This is a genomic window from uncultured Roseovarius sp. (assembly GCF_947489715.1).
In the GTDB taxonomy this organism is placed as follows: Bacteria; Pseudomonadota; Alphaproteobacteria; order Rhodobacterales; family Rhodobacteraceae; genus Roseovarius.
Window position 1 is genome coordinate 67,810 of sequence record NZ_CANLER010000008.1, and the last position, 25,379, is coordinate 93,188.

A 25,379-nucleotide genomic window follows, 5' to 3' on the forward strand; every position below is an offset into this window, starting at 1 on the left:
CAAGGGGTTAGGCGGCATGGGTTCCCCGGATCGGGTAGTCATTGGCGCGGATGAAATCGAGCCCCCCGGCAAGTGCCTCGAGATCTGGGCGCGAAAACGGAGCGTTTGAGATGTCGACAATATGCAGTTTACCCTCGGCATTGATGACGAACACACCCGGCTCGGGGAAAGGTCTGTCAGTTTCCTGCGGGCTGCGCGGGTCAGAAACATAGAGCCCAAGCGCCCGCATCTGCGCGACACTCAGACCAAATCCAACCGGGACGCTCAGTGATATTTCTTCGGCGAATTCTTGCGCTTTGCCCTCTGGGTCGCCCGAGGCGACAACCACGTCAATGCCATTGTCATGGAAGCGCGATTTCACCTCTTCCATCTTTGCAAGGTACTTCTTGCACAATGGGCAGTGCAGACCGCGATAGATGATGACAAGCTGCCAGTCATAAGCGGCGGAGGGCACTCCCAGCGTAAGCGTGCCGCCACCCAGTTTTGCGATTTCGGTTTTCGGGAAAATCTGACCGGCTTCCAAGGCTTGCATATCTCTGTCCTGTTTTGATGTGTTGACACAAGCGCGATACTTAACGCCTTGAAATTCTTCCTCAACCTACCTCACCAAAACTTGACGACGCGGGTCAGGTCAGGCAGGGCACGAAGATGCAGGTTGAAACGCTGATATTGGGCGCCGGTGCGGCGGGGATGATGTGCGCTGCGCATGCTGGGTCTGATGTGCTGGTGATTGATCACGCCAAGGCGCCCGGTGAAAAGATCAGGATCTCCGGAGGTGGGCGGTGCAATTTCACCAATTTGCATACGGGGCCAGAAAACTTCATTTCGGCCAACCCGCATTTCTGCAAATCCGCGCTTAACCGGTATACCCAGTGGGATTTCATCGACCTTGTCGCACGCCACGGAATCAACTGGCATGAAAAGACATTGGGGCAGTTGTTCTGCGATGGAAAATCGCCACAGATCATCGCGATGCTGTGCGATGAATTGGCGGCAGCCGGGGCAGAATTATGGTTGCAGACCACGCTGAAAGAACTGTCTCATGATGGCAGCCGATTTACTGCCATACTAGACCGGGAAGGCCGTGACCAAACGGTTCAAGCGCGCCATCTGGTCGTGGCGACTGGCGGCAAATCGATCCCCAAGATGGGGGCAACCGGGCTGGCCTACGAGATCGCGCGGCAGTTTGGTCACGATATGACCGACACCCGCCCTGCCCTTGTACCGCTGACCTTTTCCGACAATCCCTTTACCGGGCTGTCCGGTGTCGCGGCCCCGGCGCGGGTATCCAATGACCGACAGGCGTTTAACGAGGCCATTCTGTTTACCCATCGCGGATTGTCTGGCCCCGCGATCCTTCAGATCTCGTCCTACTGGCGCGAGGGTGAAGAGATAAGCATCGACCTGATCCCCGAAACCTCTTTGTTCGAGGTTTTGCGGGACCAGCGCCAACACGAGGGACGCCGCAATTTAACGACCGAGTTATCGCGTTTCCTACCCGCCCGGCTGGTCGAGCATCTGACACCCCAATTGGGGTTGAGTGGGAATTTGGCAGACCAGTCAGATGCGCGTTTGCAGGAAATACTAACGGCATTGCGGACCTTGGTTCTGAAGCCAACCGGATCAGAGGGATATCGGACTGCCGAAGTGACCTTGGGTGGTATAGATACCGCTGGTCTTTCGTCAAAATCCATGATGTCGAACAGCGTTCCAAGGCTTTATTTCATTGGCGAAGCGGTTGATGTAACCGGCTGGCTGGGTGGGTACAATTTTCAATGGGCCTGGTCTTCGGGCTGGGCTGCTGGTCAGGCGATCAGGCAAGGTTGATTTGACCTTTTCAGGCCGCATTGCAAGCGCAGGCGAACACCTGGCAGGGTCGCCGCGACAAGGGAGATGGCGCTATGGGGACACTATACGACACAATCGGTCTGAACTACGCGGACCTGCGCAGACCTGACATGCGGATCGCGCAGACGATATGGCAAGCATTGGGGCCTGCCAAAACGGTTCTGAATGTAGGTGCGGGCGCGGGGTCTTACGAGCCCACCGACAGGCGTGTCACGGCCGTTGAACCATCGGCAAAGATGATCGAACAACGCCCTGCATCAAAGGCCGAAATCATTCAGGGCCATGCCGAAAACCTGCCCTTTGACGACAATTCATTTGACGCGTCGATGGCGGTGCTGACGGTCCACCATTGGTCTGACAAGGCGAAAGGCCTGTCGGAGATGCGCCGCGTTACCCGAGGTCCGGTTGTCCTGCTGACCTACGATCCGGCCTTTCGCGATTTCTGGTTGTTTGACTACTTCCCGGGGCTGATCGCGTTGGACGAGGCGCAGATGCCTAGCATATCGGACTACCAAGACTGGCTTGGACCGGTGGAGATTACCCCGGTGCCGATTCCGCATGATTGCACAGATGGTTTCCTCAGCGCCTATTGGCAACGGCCAGCGGCCTATCTGGATGCCAGGGTCAGGGGCGCGATGTCGTCTTTCTGGGCGTTGGGCGACGTGTCCGAGGCATTGTCCAGGCTAGAGCAAGACCTTAAGGACGGAACATGGGAACATGAAAATTCCGGGTTGATGAAACTCAAGACGCGCGACTGCGGTTATCGGCTCGTGATTGCCGGGTAAGACATTGAAAGCATTTCATATACTTTAGGAAATGCTCCGCCCAAGGGTCAGGTTCGCGCCCTGACCTGGGTGATGAAATCCTCGCCGCGTTTCTCGAAACTGTCATATTGGTCAAAGCTTGCAGCAGCGGGAGCAAGCAACACGGTCTCGCCCTTGCCCGCGTCCGTGGTCGCGCGCTCGACGGCGCGTGCCATCGTGGTGCAAACTTCAGTATCAACCCCGTCAAGCTGAACCGAAAAGCCCGCCGCTTCGCGTCCGATCACATAGGCCTTGATCACGTTGTCGAAGCCCGGTTTCAGCCCGGCCAGCCCGCCGTCCTTTTCCAGGCCACCACAAATCCATCGAATTTTCTTGAACGCCTGCAAGGCTTTGAGCGCGCTGTCGACATTGGTGGCCTTACTGTCATTGACGAAAGTCACGCCGCTCGCCTCGGCGATGATCTGGCTGCGGTGGGGCAAGCCGTCAAAGCTGTGGAACCCGGCCTCGATGGCCTTTGGCGACAGGCCCAGCGTGCGGCAGGCGGCATAGGCGGCGCAGGCGTTCTGATGATTATGACTGCCGGGTAAGCCCTTGATTTTCCGCAGATCTATGGAGCCTGCCTGGCGGGTCTTGCGGTATTCGCTGAGAAAGCCCTTGCGGGCAAAGACCGACCAACCGGGGCCGGCGAGCTTTTGGGCAACCGAAATGCGGATCACGCGATCATCGGCAGGGCCTTCGGAGAGCTGCCCGGCAAGATAGGCGCCTTCGGCCTCGTCAATGCCGATCACGGCACGGTCGGGGCCGCCCTCTGCGAAGAGCCGCCGTTTGGCTGCAAAATAGCCGCCAAGACCACCATGGCGATCCAGATGATCCGGAGAAAGGTTTGTAAAAACAGCAACATCCGGGGTCAGGGCGCGGGCAAGCTCGGTCTGGTAGCTGCTGAGTTCGAGCACCACGACGCCACCATCTTCGGGCGGGTCGATATCGAGCACACCACGTCCGATATTACCTGCCAGCTGCGCGGATTTCCCCGCGTTTTCAAGCACATGGTGAATGAGCGCAGAGGTCGTGGATTTGCCGTTGCTGCCGGTGACAGCGATGACCTTGGGGGGCTGATCCATCTGGTGCCAGTCACCATTGCCGAAAGAGCGGAAGAACAGCCCGATGTCATTGTCCACCGGCACGCCCGCACGCTGCGCGGCGGCGACCACACGATTGGGTTCGGGATAGAGATGCGGGATGCCGGGGCTGACGATCAGACTGGCCACGTCCCGGAACGCATCATCACGGGAAAGATCCCTGATTTCAAAGTCTTCCACGTCGGCGGCGGCGCGGGCCTCGGGGCTGTCATCCCAGCAAAGCGGGTGTGCGCCACCGGCCTGCAACGCCCGCGCAGCAGAAAGGCCCGAGCGGCCCAGACCCAGCACCGCAACTGTCTTACCCTCAAACCCCCTGACCGGTATCATCGTCCGCCCCTTTTGCCCCTATGGCGCTATCGCTAGCGCAAGATGCGCGGTTTTGCCAGAGGGGCAATCGGTAAAGGCAGCGTTCGCCGAGATTTGAGGGCACGACGGGCGCAGACACGCAAACCCCAGGTTAACAAGGGGAATCGGGGTTAAAACCCATGTCGGTATAACGTCGGTATTTTGTCGGTATACCGTCGGTGCAGGTGGCGGCAAAGTGTTGGATTAACAGGGCGCGCGCAGGGAGGTGTTAAGGAATTTGGCCCCCGATGGCACATTATTGACGCGCCCGTCACTGGCGCCAGCATCCAATCCCGCGCAAACCAACCATCGCGCAGGAAGCACAAAACTGAAATCGGATGGAACACATGACCGATTTGAACCCAAAGTGCTTGATGCTAAGCGACGTTCGGATTGTGGCTTTCGTGGGTGGGCGATCATGTCAGGCGTTTGAACTTAGGCCTATGCCTGACCCAACCATCTGAACAACGGTTGCAACTTCGCGTTCCGAGAAACCCTTTCCAGAGAATACCAGGTGTCGTGCGTGGGCTTCGACCAGATCCAGTATCAGGCGCGCCTTGTCGACCTGGTTTGACTTATCCGATGGATTCAATGCGGAAAGACAGCCGAATATTCCAGAGATCAGGCTTTTTCGGGTTGGCGCAAATGCATCTGCAACGGCGGATGTTCTTACGGCTTCAGCGAGTATCTCGACCGCGAGCAAGACGTTATCCGCCTCCGCCGCGTAACGAAGGTAGCCTTCCAGAAACTCTTGCAACCGATCTTGTGCGGGTTTGTCCGCCCGCAACTGTTCAACGAATGGCGCGATCTTCAGAGCTTCGAGGCGCGCGATTTCGATCAACACGGCTTCCTTACTCGGGAAATGGTTATAGAGGTTGCCTAGGCTGACTCCGGCTCGCTTTGCAATCTCACGAACGCCCGCCCTTTGATAGCCAAGTTCCAAAAACGCCCGTACCGCGGTTTCCAGAATGTGCTGGCGTCGCTTGTCGGCTTCGATTTGCCTGTTCGTTTTTATCGGCATGACTTGCGTACCTTATCTGGTTGCCCTAAGTAATTCAATGAACAGTCGTTCACTGAAATTAGGAGAGCAGAATGAGAATGCAGAAATACTGGTACCTCGGGTTTCTTGGTTTGGTAGGAATATACTTCCTCCCCGAAGTCACCAAGGTGTTTTCAGGCGAAGCGAGCCTATGGAAGCTGACAAACATTCTTTGGTTCCTGTGGTTTTTGAACTTCATACCGGATGGCAAATCAGAGAAGAGGGAAGACTGATCATGGACTTCATCGATCATCATTTTGCCGCGTTTTCTGAAGCCTTCAATATCTTGGAACTGATCGGATTGGTGTTTCTGATCGCGATTGTTTCGGAAACCGTTTGGGATTTCTTTTCGGGCGCGCGAAGGAAACTGGGCGAGTCCTTTGCCAACTACGCCATCGCGTTGGGCAATATCCTCTTGGAGCGGACCGTGTACGGCCTTGTTTTCGTGATCATGTTGGTTACGATTTCATACCTGTTACCCTATCACCTGCCGGTGACGTGGTGGACATGGATGCTGGCCGTTCTGGTGGCTGATTTCACCCATTATTGGATGCACCGGTGGGAGCATGAGGTGCGTTTTCTTTGGGCGTATCACAGTGTTCACCACTCCTCTCCCGAGTACAATCTGACAACCGCCCTGCGATTGGGTTGGGTAGAAGGATTCATCGAGTGGGTGTTCTTTGTGCCCATGATCCTGATCGGATTCGATGTGGTGCAGGCTATTATCGCGATTTCCATCGTCGTGGCCTATCAGACGTGGATTCACACCGAGAAGGTAGGCAAACTCGGCTGGGCCGACCGCGTATTCAACACGCCGTCGGTGCATCGTGTGCACCATGGGTCAAACAGCAGGTATCTCGACAAGAACTATGGTGGCATTCTGATCATCTGGGACCGTCTGTTCGGCACGTATCAGGCCGAAGATGAGAAGGTGACCTACGGCATTACGAACCCCTTGGAAACCAGCAACCCCCTGATTATCAACTTCCACGAATTCTGGGCAATTGGGCGCGATGTCAAAAATGCTGACACATGGCGCGATGCATTCGGGTACGTTTTTCGAGGACCAGGATGGTCACCCGCAAGGAAAGAGCAAAACAAGTAACAACGGCACTTGAAGCAGGCATTAGAGCAGCGGAGATGAAGGCCCGTTGCGTCTGCTTTACCGCACTTTCAGCGTGGCCAGTCCGATCATTGCCAGGATGAGCGCGATGATCCAGAAGCGGATGACGATCTGCGGTTCGGCCCAGCCTTTTTTCTCGTAGTGGTGGTGGATCGGGGCCATCAGGAACACGCGTTTGCCGGTGCGTTTGAAGTAGAGGACCTGGATGATCACCGAAAGCGCCTCGACCACGAAGAGGCCGCCGACGATGCCGAGAACGATCTCGTGTTTGGCGGCGACGGCGATGGCGCCAAGCGCACCGCCCAGGGCCAGCGAGCCGGTGTCGCCCATGAAGACGGCAGCGGGCGGGGCGTTGTACCAGAGGAACCCGAGGCCACCACCGCAAAGGCCCGCGACGAAGACCATGATTTCACCGGTGCCGGGCACGTAATGGACGTCGAGATATTCGGTGAAGTCGACGCGGCCCACGGCATAGGCGATGAGGCCCAGCGTACCCGCGGCGATCATCACCGGCATGATGGCAAGCCCGTCCAGACCGTCGGTCAGGTTCACGGAATTGGCGGCACCGACGATGACGAACATGGCGAAGGGGATGAAGAAGATGCCGAGGTTCAGCAGCGTGTCCTTGAAGACCGGCAGGGCGAGCTTGTACTGCAATGCGTCAGGGTGGGCGAGCGTGGCCCAGTAGGCGGCGATGCCTGCGATCAGGAAGCCGACGCCGAGGCGCACCTTGCCGGGCACGCCCGAGGTGTTCTGTTTCGAGACCTTGGCGTAATCATCCAGAAATCCGATCATGCCGAAGGACATGGTGACGAAAAGCACCAGCCAGACGAAGGTGTTATCAAGCCGCGCCCAGAAGATGGTTGAGGTCAGCAGCGCGCCCACGATCAGGAGGCCCCCCATCGTCGGCGTGCCGGCCTTGACGAAATGCCCCTCGGGGCCGTCATCGCGAATGGGCTGCCCCTTGCCCTGTTTGCGGCGCAGCACGTTGATCAGCGGTTTGCCGAAGATGAAGCCAAAGACCAGCGCGGTCATGAAGGCCCCGCCAGAGCGGAAGGTGATATAGCGAAAGAGGTTGAAGAAATCCCCGCCATCGGACCACAAGGTCAACCAATAGAGCATTTAAGCGTCCCCTCTTTCGGCGTCCATCACCCGGCCTGCCTTGCGCAGCGCCTCGACCACCTGGCTGACGCGGCTGCCCTTGGAGCCTTTGACCAGCACCACATCGCCCGCGTCGATAATGCGGTGGGCCTGTTCTGCCAATTCTTGGGCGGTGTCAACCTGTCGGCCACGTTTGGGCTCGGGGAGTGACTTCCAAAGCGCATGCATGCACGGGCCGACGCAATGGACGATGTGCAGGTCGGCGATATGCGGCAAGGCGGCGATGTCGCGGTGCAGGGCGATCTCATCCGGGCCAAGTTCCAGCATGTCGCCCAGAATGGCGACGCGGCGGCCTTTTGAGACGCGTCCGATGCCATCCTTGGGGGTGGCGGCGGCCAGCACTTCAAGCGCGGCGGCCATCGAGGTGGGGTTTGCGTTGAACGCGTCGTCAATCAGATCGAAGGTGAGGTCTTCGTCGGCCTCGTCCAGGGCCACCACCTCACGCGTGCCGCGCCCGGCGGGGGGCTGCCAGTTGGCAATGTCCAGCGCGGCCATGTCGCTGTCGCCACCCAGGGCATCGGTGGCGGCAAGCACCCCCAGCCCGTTCATGGCGAAATGCCGCCCGGCGCTGTTGATCTTGAAGATCACGCGGGCGTCGCCCACCTGCGCCTGTACCACGGTCTTGTCATCGCTGAGGCTGACGCGGGTGAGGGTATAATCCTGGCTGGCCTCGCCGAAGGTCACGATCTGGGCGCCGAGGCTGCGGGCCTTTTCAAGTAGGATCGGCGTGGTTGGAAGGTCAGCGTTGATGATCGCGGTGCCGCCCGGTTCCAGACCGTCGAAGATTGCCGCCTTTTCGCGGGCGATGCCGTCGATATCATCGAACGCCTCAAGATGCGCGGCGGCAACGGTGGTGATCATCGCCACATGCGGGCGGGCCATGCGGGCCAGCGGTGCGATCTCGCCGGGATGGTTCATGCCGATCTCGATCACCGCGAATTCGGTATCGACGGGCATGCGGGCCAGGGTCAGGGGCACACCCCAGTGGTTGTTGTAACTGGCCTCGGCCGCATGGGTCCTGCCCTGCGCGCGCAACACGTCGCGCAGCATTTCCTTGGTCGAGGTCTTGCCCACCGATCCGGTGACCGCCACAACACGGGCGTTTGAACGCGCGCGTGCGGCCTGCCCCAGCTTTTCCAGTGCAGGCAGAACATCGTCGACGATCAGCAGTGGCGCGTCAGCGGCCACGCCGTCGGGGATGTGGCTGACCAGCGCGGCAGAGGCCCCCTTTTCCAACGCCTGCGCCACGAAATCATGGCCGTCGCGCACATCCTTGAGCGCCACGAATAAATCGCCGGGTGCAATGGTGCGGGTATCAATGGAAACGCCGGTAGCCTGCCAATCGCCCTGCGCCTGCCCGCCGGTGGCGGTGGCGGCGTCAGCGGCGGTCCAGAGGCTCATGCGAGCCCTCCGTCCAGCGCGGCCACGGCGACGCTGGCCTGTTCGCTATCATCGAAGGGCAGGATATCATCGCCAACGATTTGGCCGGTTTCATGCCCCTTGCCCGAAATCAGCAGCGCATCGCCGGGACCAAGCGCATCGACACCGCGCAAAATCGCCTCGGCCCGGTCGCCGATATTGGTGGCCTCGGGGCAGCCCTGCATCACTGCGGCGCGGATGCTGGCGGGGTCTTCGGAGCGCGGGTTGTCATCGGTCACGATCACCAGATCGGCGTTTTCCTCTGCCGCCTGCCCCATCAGCGGACGTTTGCCCGGGTCGCGGTCACCGCCCGCGCCGACAATCGCAATGAGACGGCCCATCACATGCGGGCGCAGGGCCTTGAGCGCGGTCGCGACCGCATCGGGCGTATGGGCGTAATCGACGAACACCGCCGCGCCGTTTTCGCGGGTCGCGGCCAGTTGCATCCGGCCCCGCACGGTTTTCATCTGCGGCAGGGTTTCGAACACATGATCCGGGTCGGCCCCTGCCCCGATACAAAGCCCGGCGGCCAGCAACAGGTTTTCACCTTGAAAGCCACCGATCAGGTCAAGCTTGATCTGGTGCACCTCGCCCAGCCAGGAAAACCGCAATCGCTGGCCGGTCGCCTCGAACCGCTGGGCATTGAGTTGCAGATCGGCGCCATCGCTGCGCCCGACGGTGATCAGGTGCTGATTGCGCGCCTGCGCGATGGCCACCATATCGGTGCCGCGCGCGTCGTCGATATTGATCACGGCGGTGCCTTCTTCAGGCAGCACGCGTGCCAGCAAACCGGCCTTGGCGGCAAAATATTCTTCGAAATCAGCGTGATAGTCCAGGTGATCCTGGGTGAAATTGGTAAAGCCCGCCGCCATCAGGCGCACGCCATCGAGACGCCGTTGCGCCAGCCCGTGGCTTGACGCCTCCATCGCGGCATGGGTCACGCCGGCGGCATCAGCCTCGGCCAGAACCCGGTGCAGGGTGATCGGCTCGGGCGTGGTATGGGCCAGCGGGGCGGCATAGGCCCCTTCGACTCCTGTTGTGCCCAGATTGATCGCATCCAGGCCCAGCTCGGCCCAGATCTGACGGGTGAAACTGGCGACCGATGTCTTGCCATTGGTACCGGTAACGGCCACCATCACCTCGGGCTGGGCGCCGTACCAGAGCGCCGCCGCATAGGACAAAGTCTGACGTGGATCTTCGGCGACGATCAGGGCCGCCTCGCTCTCGGCCAGCTCCTCATAGGCCATGCGGGCCCCATCGGTATCGGTCAAGACCGCCCCAGCCCCCATGCGCAGCGCATATTTGATGAATTCGCCACCATGCACGCGGGTACCCGGCAGGGCGGCAAAAAGGAAACCGTCTTTCACCTCGCGGCTGTCAACGGCAAGACCGGTCACATCGGACTTGCGCCCGCCTTGGGCGGTCAAGCCCAGTTCGGCCAAGGATTTTGTCTGCCCCACCGCCGTTGTCCCCTTTTCCCGGGTCAATTGGATGTAAGGGTTATACCGCTTAACTCGGCGGGTTCAATCACCGGGCGTACCCCCAGAAGCGGGGCGACGCGGCGTATCAGTTCGGCGGCGACGGGCACGGCAGTCCAGCCTGCAGTGCGGCGCGGCTCTTTCCCCGAGGTTTCGACCGGTTCGTCCAGCGTGACAACCAGTACATATTGCGGATCATGGGCCGGGAAGAAGCTGGCGAAAGTGGCAATCACCTTGTCCTTGTAATAGCCACCCCCACGTTCCTTGGGCTTGTCGGCGGTGCCGGTTTTGCCCGCAACGGCATAGCCTTCGACCTCACCAAAGCTGGCGGTGCCTTCGGTCACGACCTTGCGCAGCATGATCTGGGCCGCCTGTGCCGAGCGTTCGGACATTACCCGCGGGCCCAGTTGCGCGCGCGGCTGCTTGATCAGTGTCGGCGTGACCAGCGTACCGCCATTGGCGATCGCGGCATAGCCTGCCGCCAGGTGCAGCGGGCTGGAGGAGAGGCCGTGGCCATAGGAAATCGTCATCGCCGATAATTCGGACCATTTTGGCGGCAGAAGCGGTTTGCCGCCCTTGGCCTCGACAATCTCAAGCGGGGTCGGATCGAAAAAGCCCAGGTTTTTCAGAAAGTCCTGCTGACGTTTGGCGCCGATCATCTGGGCAATGCGGGCGGTGCCAATATTCGAGGATTTGACGATCACCTTGCTGACGCTGAGTTCCTTTCCGTAATTGTGGAAATCGCGGATTCTGTGTTTGCCCCAGACAAGTGGCCCCTTGATGTCGATGATGGTCGAGGGGTTCACAAGGCCCAGCTCCATCGCCTGCACCACCGCGAAAATCTTGAACGTGCTGCCCAGTTCATAAACCCCCTGCACGGCGCGGTTGAACAGCGGGCTGTCCGAAGGCGAGCCTTCGATCGGGGCGCGCGGGCGTTTGTTCGGGTCGAAATCAGGCAGGGAGGCCAGCGCGATCAGTTCGCCGGTCTTGACGTCCATCAGGACCGCGGCGGCCCCCTTGGCATTCATCAGTTTCATGCCGCCATAGAGCACCCGCTCGGTCGCGGATTGCACCGACAGGTCCAGTGACAGCCTAAGCGGCTCGTGACCCCGGGCCGGGTCCCGCAGACGGTCATCGAAGTGTTTTTCGATCCCAGCCACGCCGATCACCTCGGCGGCATGCACGCCCTCGCGGCCAAAACTGGCCCCGCCCAGCACATGCGCCGCCAGCTTGCCATTAGGATAAAGCCGCATCTCGCGCGGGCCGAACAGCAGCCCCGGCTCGCCCAGATCATGCACGGCCTGCATCTGCTCGGGGCTGATTTTCTTCTTGATCCACAGGAACTTGCGTTTCCCGGTGAAATCTTTGACCAGCCGGTCCCGATCCAGATCCGGGAAGATTTCAGCCAGCTTGTCCGCGGCCTTCAACGGCTCGATCATCTGCTGCGGCTGCGCATAGAGGCTGTGGGTTTCGAAATTGGTGGCCAGAATGCGGCCCTTGCGATCCACGATGTCCGAGCGTTGCGCCACGATGCTGGCGCCCGCGACCGAGCTGCGCGGCTCGGACGGCTCGGAACTGGCCAGAACACCCATGCGCCCACCCACCAGCGCGAAGGCACAGAAGAACATCGCGCCCATGACCAGCAGACGGCCTTCGGCGCGGGTGCGGGCACGGTCGCGCATTTCCTCGTGCCTCAGGCGGATATTCTCGCGCTCGATCGCATCGGGGTTTTCGCCCTTGCTGCGGGCGTCAAGAATTCGCGCCAGGGGACGCAGTGGCGTGCGAATCATTCGGCCAGCTCCAGGTTGATAACGTCAACAGGATTGGTGATTGGCAGCAACTCTTTCGGCGGATAGGCGACCTGGTCGATCTTGCCGAACTGGTAGGGTTGCAGCGGCAAGAGGCCCAGCTTGTCGAAATTGATTTCGGCCAGATCGCGCAGGCGGTCAGGACGGTTGAGATAAGCCCATTCGGCATTGAGGATGCGCAGGCGCTGGCGCGCCTCACTGATCTCGCGTTGCAGTTTCTCGGCCTTGCTGAGTGCTTCCTGCGTCTCGTAATTTTCATGATAGGCCCAGAAGGCCAGTCCGATTACCGAGAGGGCGGTCATCACATAGAAAAAGCTGCGCATTAGTGGTCCCCTTTGAGATGTGGCATGCCGATGGCCTTGCGGTCGGTTTTGCCGGGTGCCGCATCGGTACGGACTGCCACCCGGAGTTTGGCGCTGCGGGAGCGCGGGTTTTCAGCAAGTTCGGCCTTGTCCGGGCCGATGGCCTTGCGGTTTTTGAGCGTGAATTGCGGTGTGGTGATTTCGGTCACGGGCCCGTGGCGGCTGCCCCGCCCGCCCGAGTCCGACCGCGCCTGGAAAAAGCGTTTGACCATCCGGTCCTCGATCGAGTGAAACGTGACCACCGCCAGATGCCCGCCGGGTTTGAGCGCACGTTCCGCAGCCTCCAGCCCGGCGATCAGCTCACCATATTCGTCGTTCACGGCAATGCGGATCGCCTGAAAGCTACGGGTCGCGGGATGGGCCTGGCCCGGCTTGGACCGGGGCAGGCATTTTTCAATGATCCCGGCCAGTTGCAAGGTGGTGTTGACCGGCTCCAGCGTGCGCGCCTTTATGATGGCACGGGCGATGCGCCGGCTGGCACGCTCTTCGCCATAAAGATAGAGAATGTCAGCCAAATCAGATTCCGATGCGTCGTTGACCAGATCGGCGGCGGAAAGGCCCTGCTGGCTCATCCGCATATCAAGCGGGCCGTCCTTCATGAAGGAAAAACCGCGATCGGCCTGATCAAGCTGCATGGAACTGACGCCCAGATCCAGCACCACACCGTCCAGATCGGCGGCATAGTCGTCAAGCTTCGAGAACACGCCCTGCACCAGCTCCAGCCTGTCACCGTAATGGGCAACCAGAGGTGCTGCCATCTTCAGCGCCAGCGGATCACGGTCGACGCCGATCAGTTTGTCGGCACCCGCGTCCAGCAACGCACGGGCATAGCCACCCGCGCCGAATGTCCCATCCAGCCAGAGGCCACCAATCGGCGAACACGCGGCGATCAGAGGTGTGATGAGCACCGGGATGTGGGGGATATCAGCGGCAGCGTTCCCCATCGCTCAGCCCTCGTCGGGCGGGCTGATCAGGGAGAGAGGATCAAAGTCCTCGGGCTGTTCTTCCAGCCATGCATCGGTTTCGGCCGCCTCGATCTCTTCGTAGGTGTTCTTGTTCCAGATCTCGAAATAGTCGCCCATGGCAACCATCGTGGCATCCCCTTCCAGCCCGATCTGCTGGCGCAGGCGCTGTGGCAGGACAATGCGACCATCTTTGTCGATTTCCGTATCCCATGATTTCCCGAGGATCATCCGGCTGGCGCGCTTGCGCTCGACCGACCCGCGCGGGAGCTTGCGGATACCGGCCTCGATCTCGGCCATGTCGTCGATTGTATAGGCGTGAAGGCAATTCTTGAGGTGCGGCCCATGCAGCACCACCAGACGCGGCAGGGGATTTTCAGGGTAACGGGGATCGCCATCGGCCAGCACAGCGCGAAAATCGGCAGGGATCGACATCCGACCCTTACCGTCAACCTTCTGGTTGAACTCGCCTCTGAAGCTGAGAACCACTGTCCCGTCTGCCTCTCTCGCCCCCAATGAACCTCTTAAAAACGAAACGGCGGATTGAGCTGCTGCCACTGCCCAATCCGCCGCCCTCGTCCCGCTGTGCGGGGTGTGTCCAGCTGCGCGCGCCACCTGGGGGGATGTCTGCTCGCCCGCGCGCCGGATCCTTAGTTTCGATGAAAGCGGGTGCCTGTATGAAACCTGACTTGGGAGTTTTGGTTCGGGGTTCTTTGTTGCCCCTATGTCTTTCCCGTCCTCATCGTGATTACATGGATGACATGGGAATTCATGGAAATCAATGAAAATCTGTGGGAAGAACTACTCTATCTAGTTTTCGACACCCCTGAAAAACAAGATGATGTGGATGAAATCATATCACAAACGCTCTAATTGGTGTGATCTGCGAGTCATAATACTATATATAGATAATTAGGTGGAGAAATTCAGTGAAACATATTTTCCCATATTTTCCCGACTTTTTTCAGAAATTACCTTACCGCCACCGCCGAACACCCGAAAATCGACCGTCAGATATCCAAAAATTCAGCCTATTCCTCAATATGATTCGGATTTTGAGTGTTTCGGAGAGCGTTGCGCCGGTCGTTCCCACGAATTCCCGGCCCCTTCCGGAAGCGGTTAGCTTTGGTTCAGCAGCCCCAGCTTTTCCGCACCGGCCTGTAGCACCGGCAGGGCGGTCATGAGATCTTCGAGCGTGCGTCGTGGCAGGGGAACATGGACCGACAAAGTTGCCATCAAACGCCCCTGGGCGTCTGTGACCGGCACGGCAATTGCGGTCATGCCGGCCATGAATTCTTCATTATCGACGGAATAGCCGCGCGCCCGTGTCAATTCGACCTCGTTGCGAAGCGCATCGGGGTTTGTGATCGAACGCTCGGTCACGGCCTCGAACGGGCCTGCTGACAGGTAACCCTCGAACATCGCCGGCTTCAGCGAGGACAGGTACATTTTGCCGCTGGCGGTACAGTGAAATGGAACCTGCGTGCCGACTGGCAACTGAATGCGCAGCGGCCAATGGGTTTCAACCCGGTCCAGATAAACCATCCCCTCGCGGTCGGGCGTGGCAAGGTTGCAGGTCTCGCCAATCTCTTCGGCGACATCCTTGAGGATTGCCAGCCGCGCGGTGCGCATGTGCTGTGACGACATGATGTTGACCGCCAGATCGCGCAGCCGTGGCCCGGGCCCGTAGGACCGACCGTCCAGATCGCGCTGCAGGAAGCCTTCGGCCTCGGCGGTCTGGAACAGGCGGTGCACCGTAGGCTTGGGCAGGCCGATCAGTTTCCCGATCGTTGCCGGTTTGACCGGCACCCCTGCCCTTGCCACTTCCTCAAGGATTATGAGCAATCTGAGATTGGTGGGGATTTGCCCTTCTTTTCCTGTCAGATTGTCTTCGGGCATGGGCTACTTACCTATTGGGCAACAACAACAGTGCAATGTCGGGAACCAGCGAGACCAGTATCCAGACGCTGATCAACGATACAAGATAGGGCACTGTATACTTCAGCAGTCTGAAATAGGGAACGCCTGTGACGCCTGATGCGACATAAAGGTTAAGGCCATAAGGCGGCGTGATGAAGCCGATAGAGGCACCCACCAAGAAGATCACCGAGAAGTGGATCGGATCGACGCCCACCGAGGCCGCAATCGGCGCAAGGATCGGGGCAAGGATGATCGTGACCGGCAGGCTTTCCAGAACCATGCCCGAGACGAAGACGATGATCATCGAGGTAAAGAGCACCGCGTGATAGCCACCCATAGAGGTCACGAAATCGCCAATCACCTGTTGCGCCCCCAGAAGCGACAGGATTTGCTGCATCACCACCGAGATGGCGATCAGCGGCGCAAGGATACCGGTAATCTGCGCCGAACGCATGACGATCGACGGAATTTCAGGGATTTTAAAGCCTTCGACCACCAGCATGTCGAGGTAGGATTTGTCGGTCCATTCCTGCGCGTCGTGATGGCCCATCAGCCTGTTCAGCGGGAAGCTGACCAGACCGGCGATGACACAGAAGCCCACGGTGACGCCCGCCGCCTCGGTCGGAGAGAATTTGCCGGTGTAGATGCCCCAGAGCACCAGGCCGATGGCGAAAAAGCCAAGCCACGCCCCGAAAGCCGTTTTCAGAACACGGTTGAGCTGCAGCGGGATCAGAAAACCCCAGCCATTCATGCGGCAGATGATCCAGCAGGCCAGTTGCATGCCCACGACCATCAGCGTGCCCGGCAGGATGCCGGCAACGAAGAGGTCCGAGATCGGCAGGTTCATCAGGAAGCCGTAGACGATGAAGATGATCGACGGCGGAATGATGATCCCCACCGTGCCGCCCGCCGCCGCAGTGGCCGCCGAGAAGCGTTCGTCATAGCCGCCTTTGACCATTTCAGGATGGAGCATTGACCCGATGGTCGCAGTGGTGGCCGAGTTCGACCCCGAAATTGCCGCAAACAGCCCGCAGGCACCAAGCGATGCCATCGCCAGGCCGCCGCGCAGCCACCCCAGGCAGGAATACGCGAAATCGGATAGCCGCCGCGCGATACCGGATTTGTTGATCAGGTCGCCGGTAAGGATGAAGAGTGGCATCGCCAGCAGGGCGAAGCCTTTGTTGAACACGTTGAGCAGTTCTGCCCCCATGTTATCCAGTGTCAGGCCCAGCACCGCGGAACAGCCAATCACCCAATAGGCGATGATCAGCAGCACCGGCGTACCCAGCATGAAAAGACCCGTGACCCCAAGCGAGATCAGTGTGACCCAGGTTCCGTCAGTCATGCCGGTTCCTCCCCGATGACAGCTTGTTTGATCAGCGGCTCGCCGCTGCGCCAGTTGGCAAGATCATCAAGCACATTTTGAAAAACCCGTGCGGCCATCATCGTGAAGGCCAGTGGCACGGTCAGGATGAACCACCATTGCATCACATCATCCGTGCCCAGCACGATCTGGAAGTTCGACGCCGAATTGGCGGTGACGCGCAGGGTGGTGGTGACGATCATCACGCAGAAGATCAGCCACAGGGCCGCGTCCATCATCAGGCAGGCCATCTGCCCGGCGCGCGGCATGCGGGATCGGAATTCGCTGAAACTGAGATGGGTTCTGAGCCGTACGTTATAGGAACAGCCGAACCATGCCATGATCATGAATAGAAGTGGTGGGATCGTTGTCGACCAGGGTTGCTGGTTTGAAAAGACAAACCGGTCAATTACCCCCCAGAAAATGATGGCCGCAATCGCCAGGTAGCTCCAGACCATGATCGAGCGTTCCATATGGCGTTCAACGAAGGGCGCAATCTTGTAGATCCAGACGACCAGCGCACCGCCGAATAATGTAATCATCGTGCCGACGACCCAAGCCCCGTCAGCGCGCAGGGCCTGACTGATATCATAAGAATCCCTGCCTCCGAATGCGGCGAAAATCTCGCCAACTTCTGCTAAAATAGACATGCGCGTCCCCTGTCCCTGTGCCACATTTCAATGGTTAGCCAGCCCCCTGAAAAGGGGCTGACCATTTGCTAAGAGAATAGTGCTTACGCTTTCCACCAACGGCGCGGCTCGACATTTTCAGCCAGCGTATCTTTGGGGATCTGACGCGCGATGTCGTAGATCTCCTGGTAGGTGTCGATGCCACCCGCCCATTTGTTGATACGCTCACGCCAATCCGACCACAGATCGGGCTGGAATTCGGGCGAGCACATTTCCTCGGCCATCTTGATCTGATCATCGGCCAGGAAGGCATTGCGCACGTTGTTCTGGGCGAAGATCGTGTTGGGCAGCTGTGGATCGGAATGGCCCACGGTGTTGACCAGTGCCGCCTCGTTTGCCGCCTGAACATGGGTTTGCGCCCAATAGGCACTTTCCATGACTGCGTCCTGAAGGTTGGCCTCGAGCTTGTCGAAGGCTTCGGCATTCATGGCGGTGTGTTCGGTACCGCAGAAGAATTTCAGATCGACCGACTGGCTGACCACCGGCGACATGTTGGCGTAAGCCACCGCCGACGCCCATGTTTCCGCACCATCAATCAGGCCTTGTTTGAGACCATCAAGGGTTTCTTCCCAGGCAACAGGAACCGGATTCAGGTTAAGCGCCTGCATGGCGATTCTACCCAACTGCGTGCCCGTGACACGGTTCTTGGTGCCAAAGAGTTCTTCCAGCTTGGTCACCGTGGGCGCGTCTTCGTATTTCAGGCCCAACTGGATGCCGCGCAGTTCGCAATGCGAGAACAGGAATTTCAGCCCGTGACGCTTTTCGAACGGATCACGCAGGATGCGCTGCGAATCAGGGCTGTAGAGGAAATGGTACTGCGCCGCCCGGCTGGGGAACATATAGGCGTAATCCAGCACATTGAGATAGGGTGCACCACCGGCCGAGTTCTGGGTCGACGCCGCGTAGATATCAACGATACCCTGCTGAGCTTTTTCAACACAGCTGAGCTGTCCGCAGATTTGGTTGTTGCCGATGAATTCGACGCGAATTTCGCCATCTGTGCGGCTTTCCAGATCGCGCGCGAATTCAAGCGCACCAGCGCGTTCAATCAACAGGTTCTGGGGATTAAAGCCCGAAGCACCGAATTTCAGCGTATGTTTGGCCTCTTTGGCAAAGCGCTTTTCATAGGTTGATTCCGCGGCACTGGCTAGATTGCCGATGCTCATTGCACCGCCGAATGTCCCTGCCGCCATCAGCGTGGAACTGACCCCATACTGCCCTGCCAGCTTGAACAGGTCGCGGCGCGAAATCCCGCCTAGTTTCTTTGATACACTCATTTGATTCCTCCCGTGAAGTGTTTCATTGGTTGAGACTTTTTGTTTCAAAAAACACTAGCTTATTTTTTTCAATCTGCATAGAATTATTTTTGAAAGAGTTAGGAGGACGGATTATGGAGGCTGATTATATCGTCATTGGCGCAGGGTCGGCTGGGTGTGTGCTGGCCAACCGCCTGAGCGCTGATCCGAAGAATCGGGTCATTCTGCTTGAGGCTGGGGGGCGCGATATCAATCCCTGGATCCACATCCCTGTAGGGTATTTCAAAACCATCCATAACCCAAAGGTTGATTGGTGCTACAAGACAGAACCCGATCCGGGGCTGAACGGGCGCTCGATCGAATGGCCGCGCGGCAAGGTGCTGGGCGGGTCGTCGTCGCTGAACGGATTGCTTTATGTGCGCGGTCAGTCACAGGACTATGACCGTTGGCGGCAGATGGGAAACAAGGGATGGGGTTGGGATGATGTCCTGCCCCTGTTCAAACGCGCCGAGAACAACGAGCGCGGGTCGGATGAGTATCATGGTGATCAGGGACCGCTATCGGTTTCCAACATGCGCATCCAGCGCCCCATCACCGACGCCTGGGTTGCTGCGGCGCAAGCGGCGGGCTACCCGTTCAACCCCGATTATAACGGCGTCTCGCAAGAAGGTGTCGGGTTTTTCCAGCTTACATCGAAGAACGGGCGACGGTGCAGTTCGGCAGTTGCCTATCTGAAACCGGTCAAGGACCGCGAGAACCTGCAGATCATCACCCATGCGCAGGTCGACAAGATCGAAATCGAGGATAATTGTGCCAAGGCCGTCAGCTACAGGGATCGCGGTGGCAATCTGCAAACGGTTTCTGCGCGACGCGAGATCGTCCTTTGTGGCGGCGCGATCAATTCCCCTCAATTGCTGATGGTGTCGGGCATCGGAGAAGCTGACCAACTGTCCGAGCACGGGATCGAGGTCAAGAAAGACCTCAAAGGTGTCGGCAAGAACATGCAGGATCACCTGCAGGCGCGGCTGGTTTATAAATGCAATGAGCCCACACTGAACGATGAGGTCAGCAGCCTTTTCGGACAAGCCAAGATCGGGTTGAAATACCTGATGTTCCGGTCAGGTCCAATGACAATGGCAGCCAGCCTGGCAACCGGTTTTCTGAAGACCAACGAAGATCAGGAAACGCCCGATATTCAGTTTCATGTACAGCCACTTTCGGCGGAGAATCCCGGTAAAGGGGCTGATAAATTCTCGGCCTTCACCATGTCGGTCTGCCAGCTTCGCCCCGAAAGCCGGGGCGAGATCCGGTTGGCCAGCGCTGATCCCAGAACTTATCCCAAGATCATTCCGAACTATCTGTCGACAGAGACCGACTGCCGAACAGTCGTGGCTGGCGTCAATATCGCGCGCACCATCGCGCGACATCCGCCGCTGACCTCGAAAATCTCCCAGGAATTTCGGCCTAATGCCGATCTGGATATGGATGATTACAATGCCACGCTGGATTGGGCGCGCAACAATACCGCCTCGATCTACCACCCCACCGGCACCTGCAAGATGGGCAGCGGGAAGGACGCGGTAGTAGATGACAGGCTACGGGTGCATGGCATTCGGGGGCTGCGCGTGGCGGATTGTTCGATCATGCCGGAAATCGTGTCAGGCAACACCAACGCGCCTGCAATCATGATCGGTGAAAAGGCCAGTGACATGATCCTTGAGGATCACAAGGCCTGAGATTGGATCAGAAGGCCAGCCACTTGTACATCACCAGCGCGTCGATCAGGCCCATTTTCGGGTGATCGAAGGCCATTGGCAAGCGACCGACCGTATCGAAGCCCAGCTTGTGCCAAAGGTGAATGGCATGGGTATTGGTTGCCAGCACGAGGTTATATTGCATCGCGCGGTACCCAAGCTTTAGCGCTTCGGCCTGGGAATGCTCGCACATTTGCGCGGCAAGCCCCTGCCCCCGCGCCGCCTCGGCTACCATGTAGCCGCAATTGCAGACATGCGCACCACCGCCGGGTTGGTTGGTCTTGATGTAATAGGTGCCCAACACCTCGCCGCCGGCCTCGACCACGTAGGTGGCGCGGGGTGCATTCATCCACAGATCGAACGCTCCTTCGCGGCTGATCCTGGGGTCAATTGCGTATGTTTCACCCGCCCGAATGACGGCGCGCAGAATGGGCCAGATCGCTTCGAAATCAGTGTCCCGCGCTAATCTGATATTTAAACTTTGCACACCCATCATAGGATTTTGGTCTTCCCTTCGGCACTGGAACAAGTCCACAGCCTGTTGCATTGCATACGAAGGCGGATGTCGTCCAGTGCGTCGTTGAATATTCGTGCCGGTCGTATCACCCGCCGGTGGCGCCCAGAAGGATGCCCGCCGCCGATACAGCGATCATGGCACCGCCCGCCATCACGCCGAGGCGCGCCAGCGATTTCTTCTTGTTCCGGGCCTGTTGCGCCTTGGCAATCGCCTGCATTTCAATCTCGTCAATCGGTTTGGCAGCAGAGAAGTAATCGACGAATTCAAGGATGTTGAAGCCACCCCAATTCGCCTGTTTCAGGTTCTGGGACGCACCTATATTCTCGGACAATTTACGCACGCAGGCATTTCGCCCCGCCTCGTCATGGCCCGGAAATCGCCCCTCGGGTGCGCCACTGTCATAGACATTGAGCCCGAACCCGGCGTCGAGAAACAGGTTTTTGACTTTCTCGTCAGCGCTTGAAAGCGCTTCGACAAGGGTGGGATCGCGGAACAGGGCCACCTGCTTACCCACCGAGGGACCCATGCCCACATCGTTGAGAAAGCCTTGAAACTCCTGGCGCACTTCTTCGGGGATCACTGAAAACATGTCGAAATCGTATTTGAAACCCATGTCATGTCTCCTCAAATCAATCGCGAAAACACTAAAGATGCGATTTGTCCGAAATGGGGCGCAAAACGGGCGATTGTTTATCATCGAACAACAATAGCGCCCGGGCTTTCGCACGGGCGCCACTGCAATTTCAACATTAATTCAAAGACTTCAGGCGTTTACGTCTACCACGACGCGCCCTTTGACCTGACCCTTCAGGATATCGGCGCCAAGGCCCGGCAGATCGGCAAGCGTCGCCGGATTGATCATCGCCTCAAGCTTGTCCATCGGCAGATCGCTGGCAATCCGATTCCACGCGCGGACGCGGTTGTCGTAGGGTTGCATCACGCTGTCGATCCCCAGCAGGTTCACCCCGCGCAAGAGGAACGGAATAACCGTCGCAGGCAGGCCCGCGCCACCCGCCAGACCGACCGCCGAAACCGAGGCACCGTATTTCATTTGCCCCAAAAGCCGCGCCAGCATCGTGCCGCCCACGGCGTCGACGCAGCCCGCCCAGCTTTCCGTCTCGAGCGGACGCTTGGTGGTCTCGTTGATCTCTTCCCGGGCGACGATCTGTGTGGCGCCCAGCGATTTCAGGTAATCCGCCGTGTCAGGCCGCCCGGTGACACCCGCAACCTCGTGGCCGAGATTGGCCAGAATGGCGGTGGCCACGCTGCCAACACCCCCCGCAGCCCCGGTCACCAGCACCGGGCCGTGGCCCGGCTCAAGCCCATGATCTTCAAGCGCCATCACCGCCAGCATCGCGGTAAATCCAGCGGTGCCCACGGCCATTGCCTGACGGGTATCAAGGCCGTCGGGCAGCGGAACCAACCAATCCGCGCGCACATTGGCCTTTTGGCTGTAACCGCCCCAATGGGCCTCGCCCACACGCCAGCCGGTCAGCACAACTTTGTCGCCGGGTTTGTAGCGATCATCCGACGAGGCTTCGACCGTGCCGGCAAAATCAATGCCCGGCACATGCGGGTATTTACGCACCAACCCACCGCCCGGCCCGATGCAAAGCCCGTCCTTGTAGTTGACGGTGGAATATTCGACCGCCACCGTAACCTCACCCTCGGGCAGATCCTCTAAACTCAGGTCTTTGACAGCGGCGCTTGTCTTGCCGCTTTCTTCATCTTTTTCAACAACCAGTGCCTTGAACATCTTCATTCCTCTCATCTTTTCATCATCCCCGAGGTTACTCAGGGCGGGCAATTGCCCTTGGTTTACGTCAATTCCAGAACCCGTCACACACCCGTGCCGCGCGTGGGCCGGTTGGCGTCTCAACCGTAATTTCGCTGTCAGCATCCCAATGTGCGCGGGCCACCATGCCGATAGCGACATTGGTCTTGAAATCAGGCGACCAGGTGGCGGATGTCACCTGCCCCACCTGTTCCCCCCCGGCATGAAGTGGCCAGGCCCGATCACAACCTGGCACGGAATTCCCGTCGATTTCGATGGCCCGGATCATCTGGGCGCTGCCGGTTTCCAGCTCTTCGCGCATGGCGCGACCGCCAAAGCAGGTTGCCAACTGGCTGGTGCTGACAAATTTGCCCAAGCCGCATTCCAGCGGGGAATTATCGCTGGTCATGTCGTTACCATAAGACAACAGGCCGCTTTCCACGCGCTCGATCAGGTTCGGTCCTCCTGCCCGCACATCCAGCGGTTGGCCCGCCTCGAAAAGCGCATGCCAGAGCGGCATGCCACGCTCGGTTCCCTCGACATAAATCTCGAATCCGCCCTGCTTGGAGTAGCCCGATCGCGCGATCAGGAAATCAAAGCCACCGAATTCAAAGCGGTCACAGCCGAAAAACCTCAGATCGCGGATTTTTTCGCCAAAAACCTGCGCCATCAGATCGTCGGATTTTGGCCCCTGCACCCCCAATGGTGAGACATCGGGCTCACTGACCTCAACATCAAACCCGTTGCAGGCCGCGATGGCGTTGACCCACATCAGCAGATCGCTGTCGGCGATGGAAATCCAGTAGGTTTCGGGGCCCGACTGTAGCAGGACCGGATCGTTCAGCATGCCGCCATTCTGATCGGTCACCGGGATATACATGCAGCGGTTCGGGGTTATCTTGCTCAGGTCTCGCGGGGTTAGGATCTGGATCAGTCTGAGCGCATCCGAGCCCTGCACCTGAACCTGCCGTTCACAGGACACATCCCAGACTTGCACCGCCTGCTTCAGGTGGTAATAATCCTCTTCCACACTGGCAAACATCGTTGGCAGCATCATGCGGTTATAGACGGTATAGGCCTTAATTCCCTGGGCTTCGACGCCGTCTGAAAACGGCGTGCGGCGCACCCGGCGCGATGGCGATAGCAGTGCCATTTATTTCGGGCCTTTCCAATCGATCGGGCAGATCTCGGCTGATTTGCCGCCAAAATCCCAGACCCGACCATAGTCGCGAACCTTGGATTTGATGCCTTTGGCAGCGATGATATCGGGGCCCATCCAGTATTTCGAATTGGTCACCATCACCGGGTGATCAGGGCTGAGGCCGTCGATCATCTCGATCTCTCCGGCGATCTTGCGACCGATATAGATGCCGCGTTTCTTGCCGTCACGGACGATCTCGACCTTCTGGCGTTCGGCACCGATGATCTCGGACACCAGCATGGTGAAAAGGCCGGTGGTACCGCCCGCCTGCCCCGAGAAAATCTGCAGAATGCCGTTATAGGCCTTGCCGCTTGCGCGCTCGTCGACATAGGCCGCTACGCGCCAGTTGCCTTCGCCCATGCGGCCCGGGATATCGACCAGCAGGCCGACGTTCAGACCGGACAGGTCTTCGCCCTCGAAATGGCCCTCGTCGATGGCAATGGCCATCCAGGCGTGGCAGTGGCCTTCGGTCGGCGGGTGCGCACCAAGGCTGACCACGCAGGGGCAGAAAACGGTGCAGGAGCAGTTCAAGAAAAGCTCCCCCTTGATGGCCCATTCCGTGGGCGACATCTTGCGTCGCTTGGGGTTGGGCATCCGGTTGTCGATGCGTTGCGACACCGGTAATTTGTCGGCATCCGGTTTGCGTTTGATCGCCATTGATTATCCTCCGTTTGCAAGCGGCAGGGCCATTACGGCCAACCCGCTGAATATCAGCGCCACACCCATCGGTTTCGTCACGCGGTGACCGATTTGCGGCAATTTTTCGAGAACCATAAAAAACGTGGCGAGGCCCATCCACAGCAGGCTCATCACCCCACCGACGAAACCCAGCGCCATGAAACCCCAGCAGCAGCCCACACAGAACGCCCCCAGCCCAAGGCCCATACGCAACCCACCGGCAAAACCGGTGCGCCAATGACCCAGGAAATACATCATCGGGCTGTGGCAGACGCCGTGGCAGATTTCCTTGGCCCGGGTGAACTGGAATGCCCCTACCGCAAGCAGCAAAAGCCCTGCAAAAATAGGGGACTTGGCGATGCCCAGCATGTCGATCACGCCACCGAAAAGCAGCGCCAGTTGCACAGCCGTGATCAGCGCGGCAAAAGCGACCCAAACGACGAAATAGCCCAGCAAAACACCAAGCCAGCCCGCGCGATTGCCATTGGCGCTGATCATCAGATCCTCGTAGCTGCGCAGGGTCGGCACCAGTGTTGGCAGCATCATCGCCGCCATCATGATCGCCCACATTATGAATAGCGGCCCGAAATGCGCCATCGGCATATACATATCCATGCGCGGGTCCATCTCGCGCATCACCTGCCCCGAGGCCCCCGGGCGACCGATCAGGTCAAGATCCATGTCCATCGCCATCACATACATCACCCACCACGACGCCAGGATGGCGGCGAAAAAGCCCAGCCAAAGCAGGCTCCGCATCGGGGTTAGTAGGATGGCGC

General features: G+C 59.0%; 24 protein-coding genes. 4 read left to right on the plus strand and 20 right to left on the minus strand.

Translation table 11 applies throughout. From position 1 onward, the window contains the following. Positions 1-7: 7 nt before the first annotated feature. Positions 8-532 (minus strand): redoxin domain-containing protein, encoded by a 525-nt coding sequence (locus Q1B27_RS18245; RefSeq protein WP_299849642.1) that lies wholly within the window; start codon positions 530-532, stop codon positions 8-10. Positions 533-648: 116 nt separating this feature from the next. On the opposite strand from Q1B27_RS18245, the gene Q1B27_RS18250 reads away from it, so the two are divergent. Together Q1B27_RS18250 and Q1B27_RS18255 are read left to right on the plus strand one after the other, a co-directional pair. After that, positions 649-1,827, plus strand: coding sequence for an NAD(P)/FAD-dependent oxidoreductase (locus tag Q1B27_RS18250; protein ID WP_299849644.1), 1,179 nt, complete (start codon positions 649-651; stop codon positions 1,825-1,827). 74 nt (positions 1,828-1,901) lie between these two features. Next, positions 1,902-2,633 (plus strand): class I SAM-dependent methyltransferase, encoded by a 732-nt coding sequence (locus Q1B27_RS18255; RefSeq protein WP_299849646.1) that lies wholly within the window; start codon positions 1,902-1,904, stop codon positions 2,631-2,633. A gap of 47 nt (positions 2,634-2,680) precedes the next feature. On the opposite strand, the gene murD is transcribed toward Q1B27_RS18255, so the two are convergent. Both murD and Q1B27_RS18265 read right to left on the minus strand, forming a co-directional pair. Further along, a complete protein-coding gene (gene murD, locus Q1B27_RS18260) occupies positions 2,681-4,078 on the minus strand; it encodes a UDP-N-acetylmuramoyl-L-alanine--D-glutamate ligase (protein ID WP_299849648.1) in 1,398 nt (465 codons plus the stop codon). A 439-nt stretch (positions 4,079-4,517) separates the two neighbouring features. Next, positions 4,518-5,117: a TetR/AcrR family transcriptional regulator gene (locus Q1B27_RS18265; protein WP_299849650.1), complete on the minus strand. Its 600-nt coding sequence runs from the start codon at positions 5,115-5,117 to the stop codon at positions 4,518-4,520. A gap of 37 nt (positions 5,118-5,154) precedes the next feature. On the opposite strand from Q1B27_RS18265, the gene Q1B27_RS18270 reads away from it, so the two are divergent. Continuing rightward, positions 5,155-6,240 carry a sterol desaturase family protein gene (locus tag Q1B27_RS18270; RefSeq protein ID WP_299849653.1) on the plus strand — a complete coding sequence of 362 codons (1,086 nt, stop codon included), beginning with the start codon at positions 5,155-5,157 and terminating at the stop codon, positions 6,238-6,240. A gap of 57 nt (positions 6,241-6,297) precedes the next feature. On the opposite strand, the gene mraY is transcribed toward Q1B27_RS18270, so the two are convergent. The 11 genes from mraY to Q1B27_RS18325 form a co-directional block, all read right to left on the minus strand. Continuing rightward, positions 6,298-7,380, minus strand: a complete 1,083-nt coding sequence (gene mraY, locus Q1B27_RS18275) for a phospho-N-acetylmuramoyl-pentapeptide-transferase (protein WP_299849655.1) — start codon at positions 7,378-7,380, stop codon at positions 6,298-6,300. Next, positions 7,381-8,820, minus strand: a complete 1,440-nt coding sequence (murF, locus tag Q1B27_RS18280) for a UDP-N-acetylmuramoyl-tripeptide--D-alanyl-D-alanine ligase (RefSeq protein WP_299849657.1) — start codon at positions 8,818-8,820, stop codon at positions 7,381-7,383. Then, complete coding sequence (locus tag Q1B27_RS18285) at positions 8,817-10,298, minus strand: UDP-N-acetylmuramoyl-L-alanyl-D-glutamate--2,6-diaminopimelate ligase (protein WP_299849659.1); 1,482 nt, start codon at positions 10,296-10,298, stop codon at positions 8,817-8,819. Before Q1B27_RS18285 ends, murF begins: the two co-directional genes overlap by 4 nt. A gap of 23 nt (positions 10,299-10,321) precedes the next feature. Beyond that, complete coding sequence (locus Q1B27_RS18290; protein ID WP_299849662.1) at positions 10,322-12,106, minus strand: penicillin-binding protein 2; 1,785 nt, start codon at positions 12,104-12,106, stop codon at positions 10,322-10,324. Further along, positions 12,103-12,447, minus strand: coding sequence for a cell division protein FtsL (locus Q1B27_RS18295; RefSeq protein WP_299849664.1), 345 nt, complete (start codon positions 12,445-12,447; stop codon positions 12,103-12,105). The genes Q1B27_RS18290 and Q1B27_RS18295 overlap by 4 nt, the downstream gene beginning before the upstream one ends. After that, positions 12,447-13,430: a 16S rRNA (cytosine(1402)-N(4))-methyltransferase RsmH gene (gene rsmH / locus Q1B27_RS18300; RefSeq protein ID WP_299849666.1), complete on the minus strand. Its 984-nt coding sequence runs from the start codon at positions 13,428-13,430 to the stop codon at positions 12,447-12,449. The genes Q1B27_RS18295 and rsmH overlap by 1 nt, the downstream gene beginning before the upstream one ends. 3 nt (positions 13,431-13,433) lie before the next feature. Beyond that, the gene (locus Q1B27_RS18305; RefSeq protein WP_299849668.1) at positions 13,434-13,964 is read right to left on the minus strand and encodes a division/cell wall cluster transcriptional repressor MraZ; all 531 of its coding nucleotides are present in this window, start codon (positions 13,962-13,964) and stop codon (positions 13,434-13,436) included. Positions 13,965-14,567: 603 nt separating this feature from the next. Continuing rightward, the gene (locus Q1B27_RS18310) at positions 14,568-15,347 is read right to left on the minus strand and encodes an IclR family transcriptional regulator (protein ID WP_299849670.1); all 780 of its coding nucleotides are present in this window, start codon (positions 15,345-15,347) and stop codon (positions 14,568-14,570) included. A gap of 7 nt (positions 15,348-15,354) precedes the next feature. After that, the gene (locus tag Q1B27_RS18315) at positions 15,355-16,713 is read right to left on the minus strand and encodes a TRAP transporter large permease (RefSeq protein WP_299849672.1); all 1,359 of its coding nucleotides are present in this window, start codon (positions 16,711-16,713) and stop codon (positions 15,355-15,357) included. Further along, entirely contained in the window at positions 16,710-17,381 is a 672-nt protein-coding gene (locus Q1B27_RS18320; RefSeq protein ID WP_299849674.1) for a TRAP transporter small permease, read from the minus strand. Before Q1B27_RS18320 ends, Q1B27_RS18315 begins: the two co-directional genes overlap by 4 nt. Positions 17,382-17,464: 83 nt before the next feature. Further along, the gene (locus Q1B27_RS18325) at positions 17,465-18,697 is read right to left on the minus strand and encodes a TRAP transporter substrate-binding protein (RefSeq protein WP_299849676.1); all 1,233 of its coding nucleotides are present in this window, start codon (positions 18,695-18,697) and stop codon (positions 17,465-17,467) included. A 113-nt stretch (positions 18,698-18,810) separates the two neighbouring features. Between Q1B27_RS18325 and Q1B27_RS18330 the strand changes: the two genes are divergently transcribed. Next, positions 18,811-20,412 (plus strand): choline dehydrogenase, encoded by a 1,602-nt coding sequence (locus tag Q1B27_RS18330; RefSeq protein ID WP_299849678.1) that lies wholly within the window; start codon positions 18,811-18,813, stop codon positions 20,410-20,412. Positions 20,413-20,419: 7 nt separating this feature from the next. Here Q1B27_RS18330 and Q1B27_RS18335 read toward each other — a convergent pair whose 3' ends face one another. The 6 genes from Q1B27_RS18335 to Q1B27_RS18360 all read right to left on the minus strand — a co-directional run bounded on the left by Q1B27_RS18335 (position 20,420) and on the right by Q1B27_RS18360 (position 25,359). Beyond that, positions 20,420-20,923: a GNAT family N-acetyltransferase gene (locus Q1B27_RS18335; RefSeq protein ID WP_299849680.1), complete on the minus strand. Its 504-nt coding sequence runs from the start codon at positions 20,921-20,923 to the stop codon at positions 20,420-20,422. Positions 20,924-21,032: 109 nt separating this feature from the next. Beyond that, positions 21,033-21,560, minus strand: a complete 528-nt coding sequence (locus Q1B27_RS18340; protein WP_299849682.1) for a hypothetical protein — start codon at positions 21,558-21,560, stop codon at positions 21,033-21,035. Positions 21,561-21,710: 150 nt separating this feature from the next. Continuing rightward, positions 21,711-22,703, minus strand: coding sequence for an acryloyl-CoA reductase (acuI, locus tag Q1B27_RS18345; protein WP_299849996.1), 993 nt, complete (start codon positions 22,701-22,703; stop codon positions 21,711-21,713). A 67-nt stretch (positions 22,704-22,770) separates the two neighbouring features. Continuing rightward, positions 22,771-23,874, minus strand: a complete 1,104-nt coding sequence (locus Q1B27_RS18350; protein ID WP_299849683.1) for a dimethylsulfoniopropionate demethylase — start codon at positions 23,872-23,874, stop codon at positions 22,771-22,773. Further along, on the minus strand, positions 23,875-24,579 hold the full coding sequence (locus tag Q1B27_RS18355; protein WP_299849685.1) for a DUF1326 domain-containing protein: 705 nt from the start codon (positions 24,577-24,579) through the stop codon (positions 23,875-23,877). It lies immediately after the preceding gene. Positions 24,580-24,582: 3 nt separating this feature from the next. Further along, a complete protein-coding gene (locus tag Q1B27_RS18360) occupies positions 24,583-25,359 on the minus strand; it encodes a DUF2182 domain-containing protein (protein WP_299849999.1) in 777 nt (258 codons plus the stop codon). Positions 25,360-25,379: the final 20 nt, after the last annotated feature.

Excerpts from the sequence above, each read along its gene's own strand:
- Q1B27_RS18245 (WP_299849642.1), bottom strand. The coding sequence starts at position 532 with ATGCAAGCCTTGGAAGCCGGTCAGATTTTCCCGAAAACCGAAATCGCA.
- Q1B27_RS18250 (WP_299849644.1), top strand. The coding sequence starts at position 649 with ATGCAGGTTGAAACGCTGATATTGGGCGCCGGTGCGGCGGGGATGATG.
- Q1B27_RS18255 (WP_299849646.1), top strand. The coding sequence starts at position 1,902 with ATGGGGACACTATACGACACAATCGGTCTGAACTACGCGGACCTGCGC.
- murD (WP_299849648.1), bottom strand. The coding sequence starts at position 4,078 with ATGATACCGGTCAGGGGGTTTGAGGGTAAGACAGTTGCGGTGCTGGGT.
- Q1B27_RS18265 (WP_299849650.1), bottom strand. The coding sequence starts at position 5,117 with ATGCCGATAAAAACGAACAGGCAAATCGAAGCCGACAAGCGACGCCAG.
- Q1B27_RS18270 (WP_299849653.1), top strand. The coding sequence starts at position 5,155 with ATGAACAGTCGTTCACTGAAATTAGGAGAGCAGAATGAGAATGCAGAA.
- mraY (WP_299849655.1), bottom strand. The coding sequence starts at position 7,380 with ATGCTCTATTGGTTGACCTTGTGGTCCGATGGCGGGGATTTCTTCAAC.
- murF (WP_299849657.1), bottom strand. The coding sequence starts at position 8,820 with ATGAGCCTCTGGACCGCCGCTGACGCCGCCACCGCCACCGGCGGGCAG.
- Q1B27_RS18290 (WP_299849662.1), bottom strand. The coding sequence starts at position 12,106 with ATGATTCGCACGCCACTGCGTCCCCTGGCGCGAATTCTTGACGCCCGC.
- Q1B27_RS18295 (WP_299849664.1), bottom strand. The coding sequence starts at position 12,447 with ATGCGCAGCTTTTTCTATGTGATGACCGCCCTCTCGGTAATCGGACTG.
- rsmH (WP_299849666.1), bottom strand. The coding sequence starts at position 13,430 with ATGGGGAACGCTGCCGCTGATATCCCCCACATCCCGGTGCTCATCACA.
- Q1B27_RS18310 (WP_299849670.1), bottom strand. The coding sequence starts at position 15,347 with ATGCCCGAAGACAATCTGACAGGAAAAGAAGGGCAAATCCCCACCAAT.
- Q1B27_RS18315 (WP_299849672.1), bottom strand. The coding sequence starts at position 16,713 with ATGACTGACGGAACCTGGGTCACACTGATCTCGCTTGGGGTCACGGGT.
- Q1B27_RS18320 (WP_299849674.1), bottom strand. The coding sequence starts at position 17,381 with ATGTCTATTTTAGCAGAAGTTGGCGAGATTTTCGCCGCATTCGGAGGC.
- Q1B27_RS18325 (WP_299849676.1), bottom strand. The coding sequence starts at position 18,697 with ATGAGTGTATCAAAGAAACTAGGCGGGATTTCGCGCCGCGACCTGTTC.
- Q1B27_RS18330 (WP_299849678.1), top strand. The coding sequence starts at position 18,811 with ATGGAGGCTGATTATATCGTCATTGGCGCAGGGTCGGCTGGGTGTGTG.
- Q1B27_RS18335 (WP_299849680.1), bottom strand. The coding sequence starts at position 20,923 with ATGGGTGTGCAAAGTTTAAATATCAGATTAGCGCGGGACACTGATTTC.
- Q1B27_RS18340 (WP_299849682.1), bottom strand. The coding sequence starts at position 21,560 with ATGGGTTTCAAATACGATTTCGACATGTTTTCAGTGATCCCCGAAGAA.
- acuI (WP_299849996.1), bottom strand. The coding sequence starts at position 22,703 with ATGTTCAAGGCACTGGTTGTTGAAAAAGATGAAGAAAGCGGCAAGACA.
- Q1B27_RS18350 (WP_299849683.1), bottom strand. The coding sequence starts at position 23,874 with ATGGCACTGCTATCGCCATCGCGCCGGGTGCGCCGCACGCCGTTTTCA.
- Q1B27_RS18355 (WP_299849685.1), bottom strand. The coding sequence starts at position 24,579 with ATGGCGATCAAACGCAAACCGGATGCCGACAAATTACCGGTGTCGCAA.
- Q1B27_RS18360 (WP_299849999.1), bottom strand. The coding sequence starts at position 25,359 with ATGCGGAGCCTGCTTTGGCTGGGCTTTTTCGCCGCCATCCTGGCGTCG.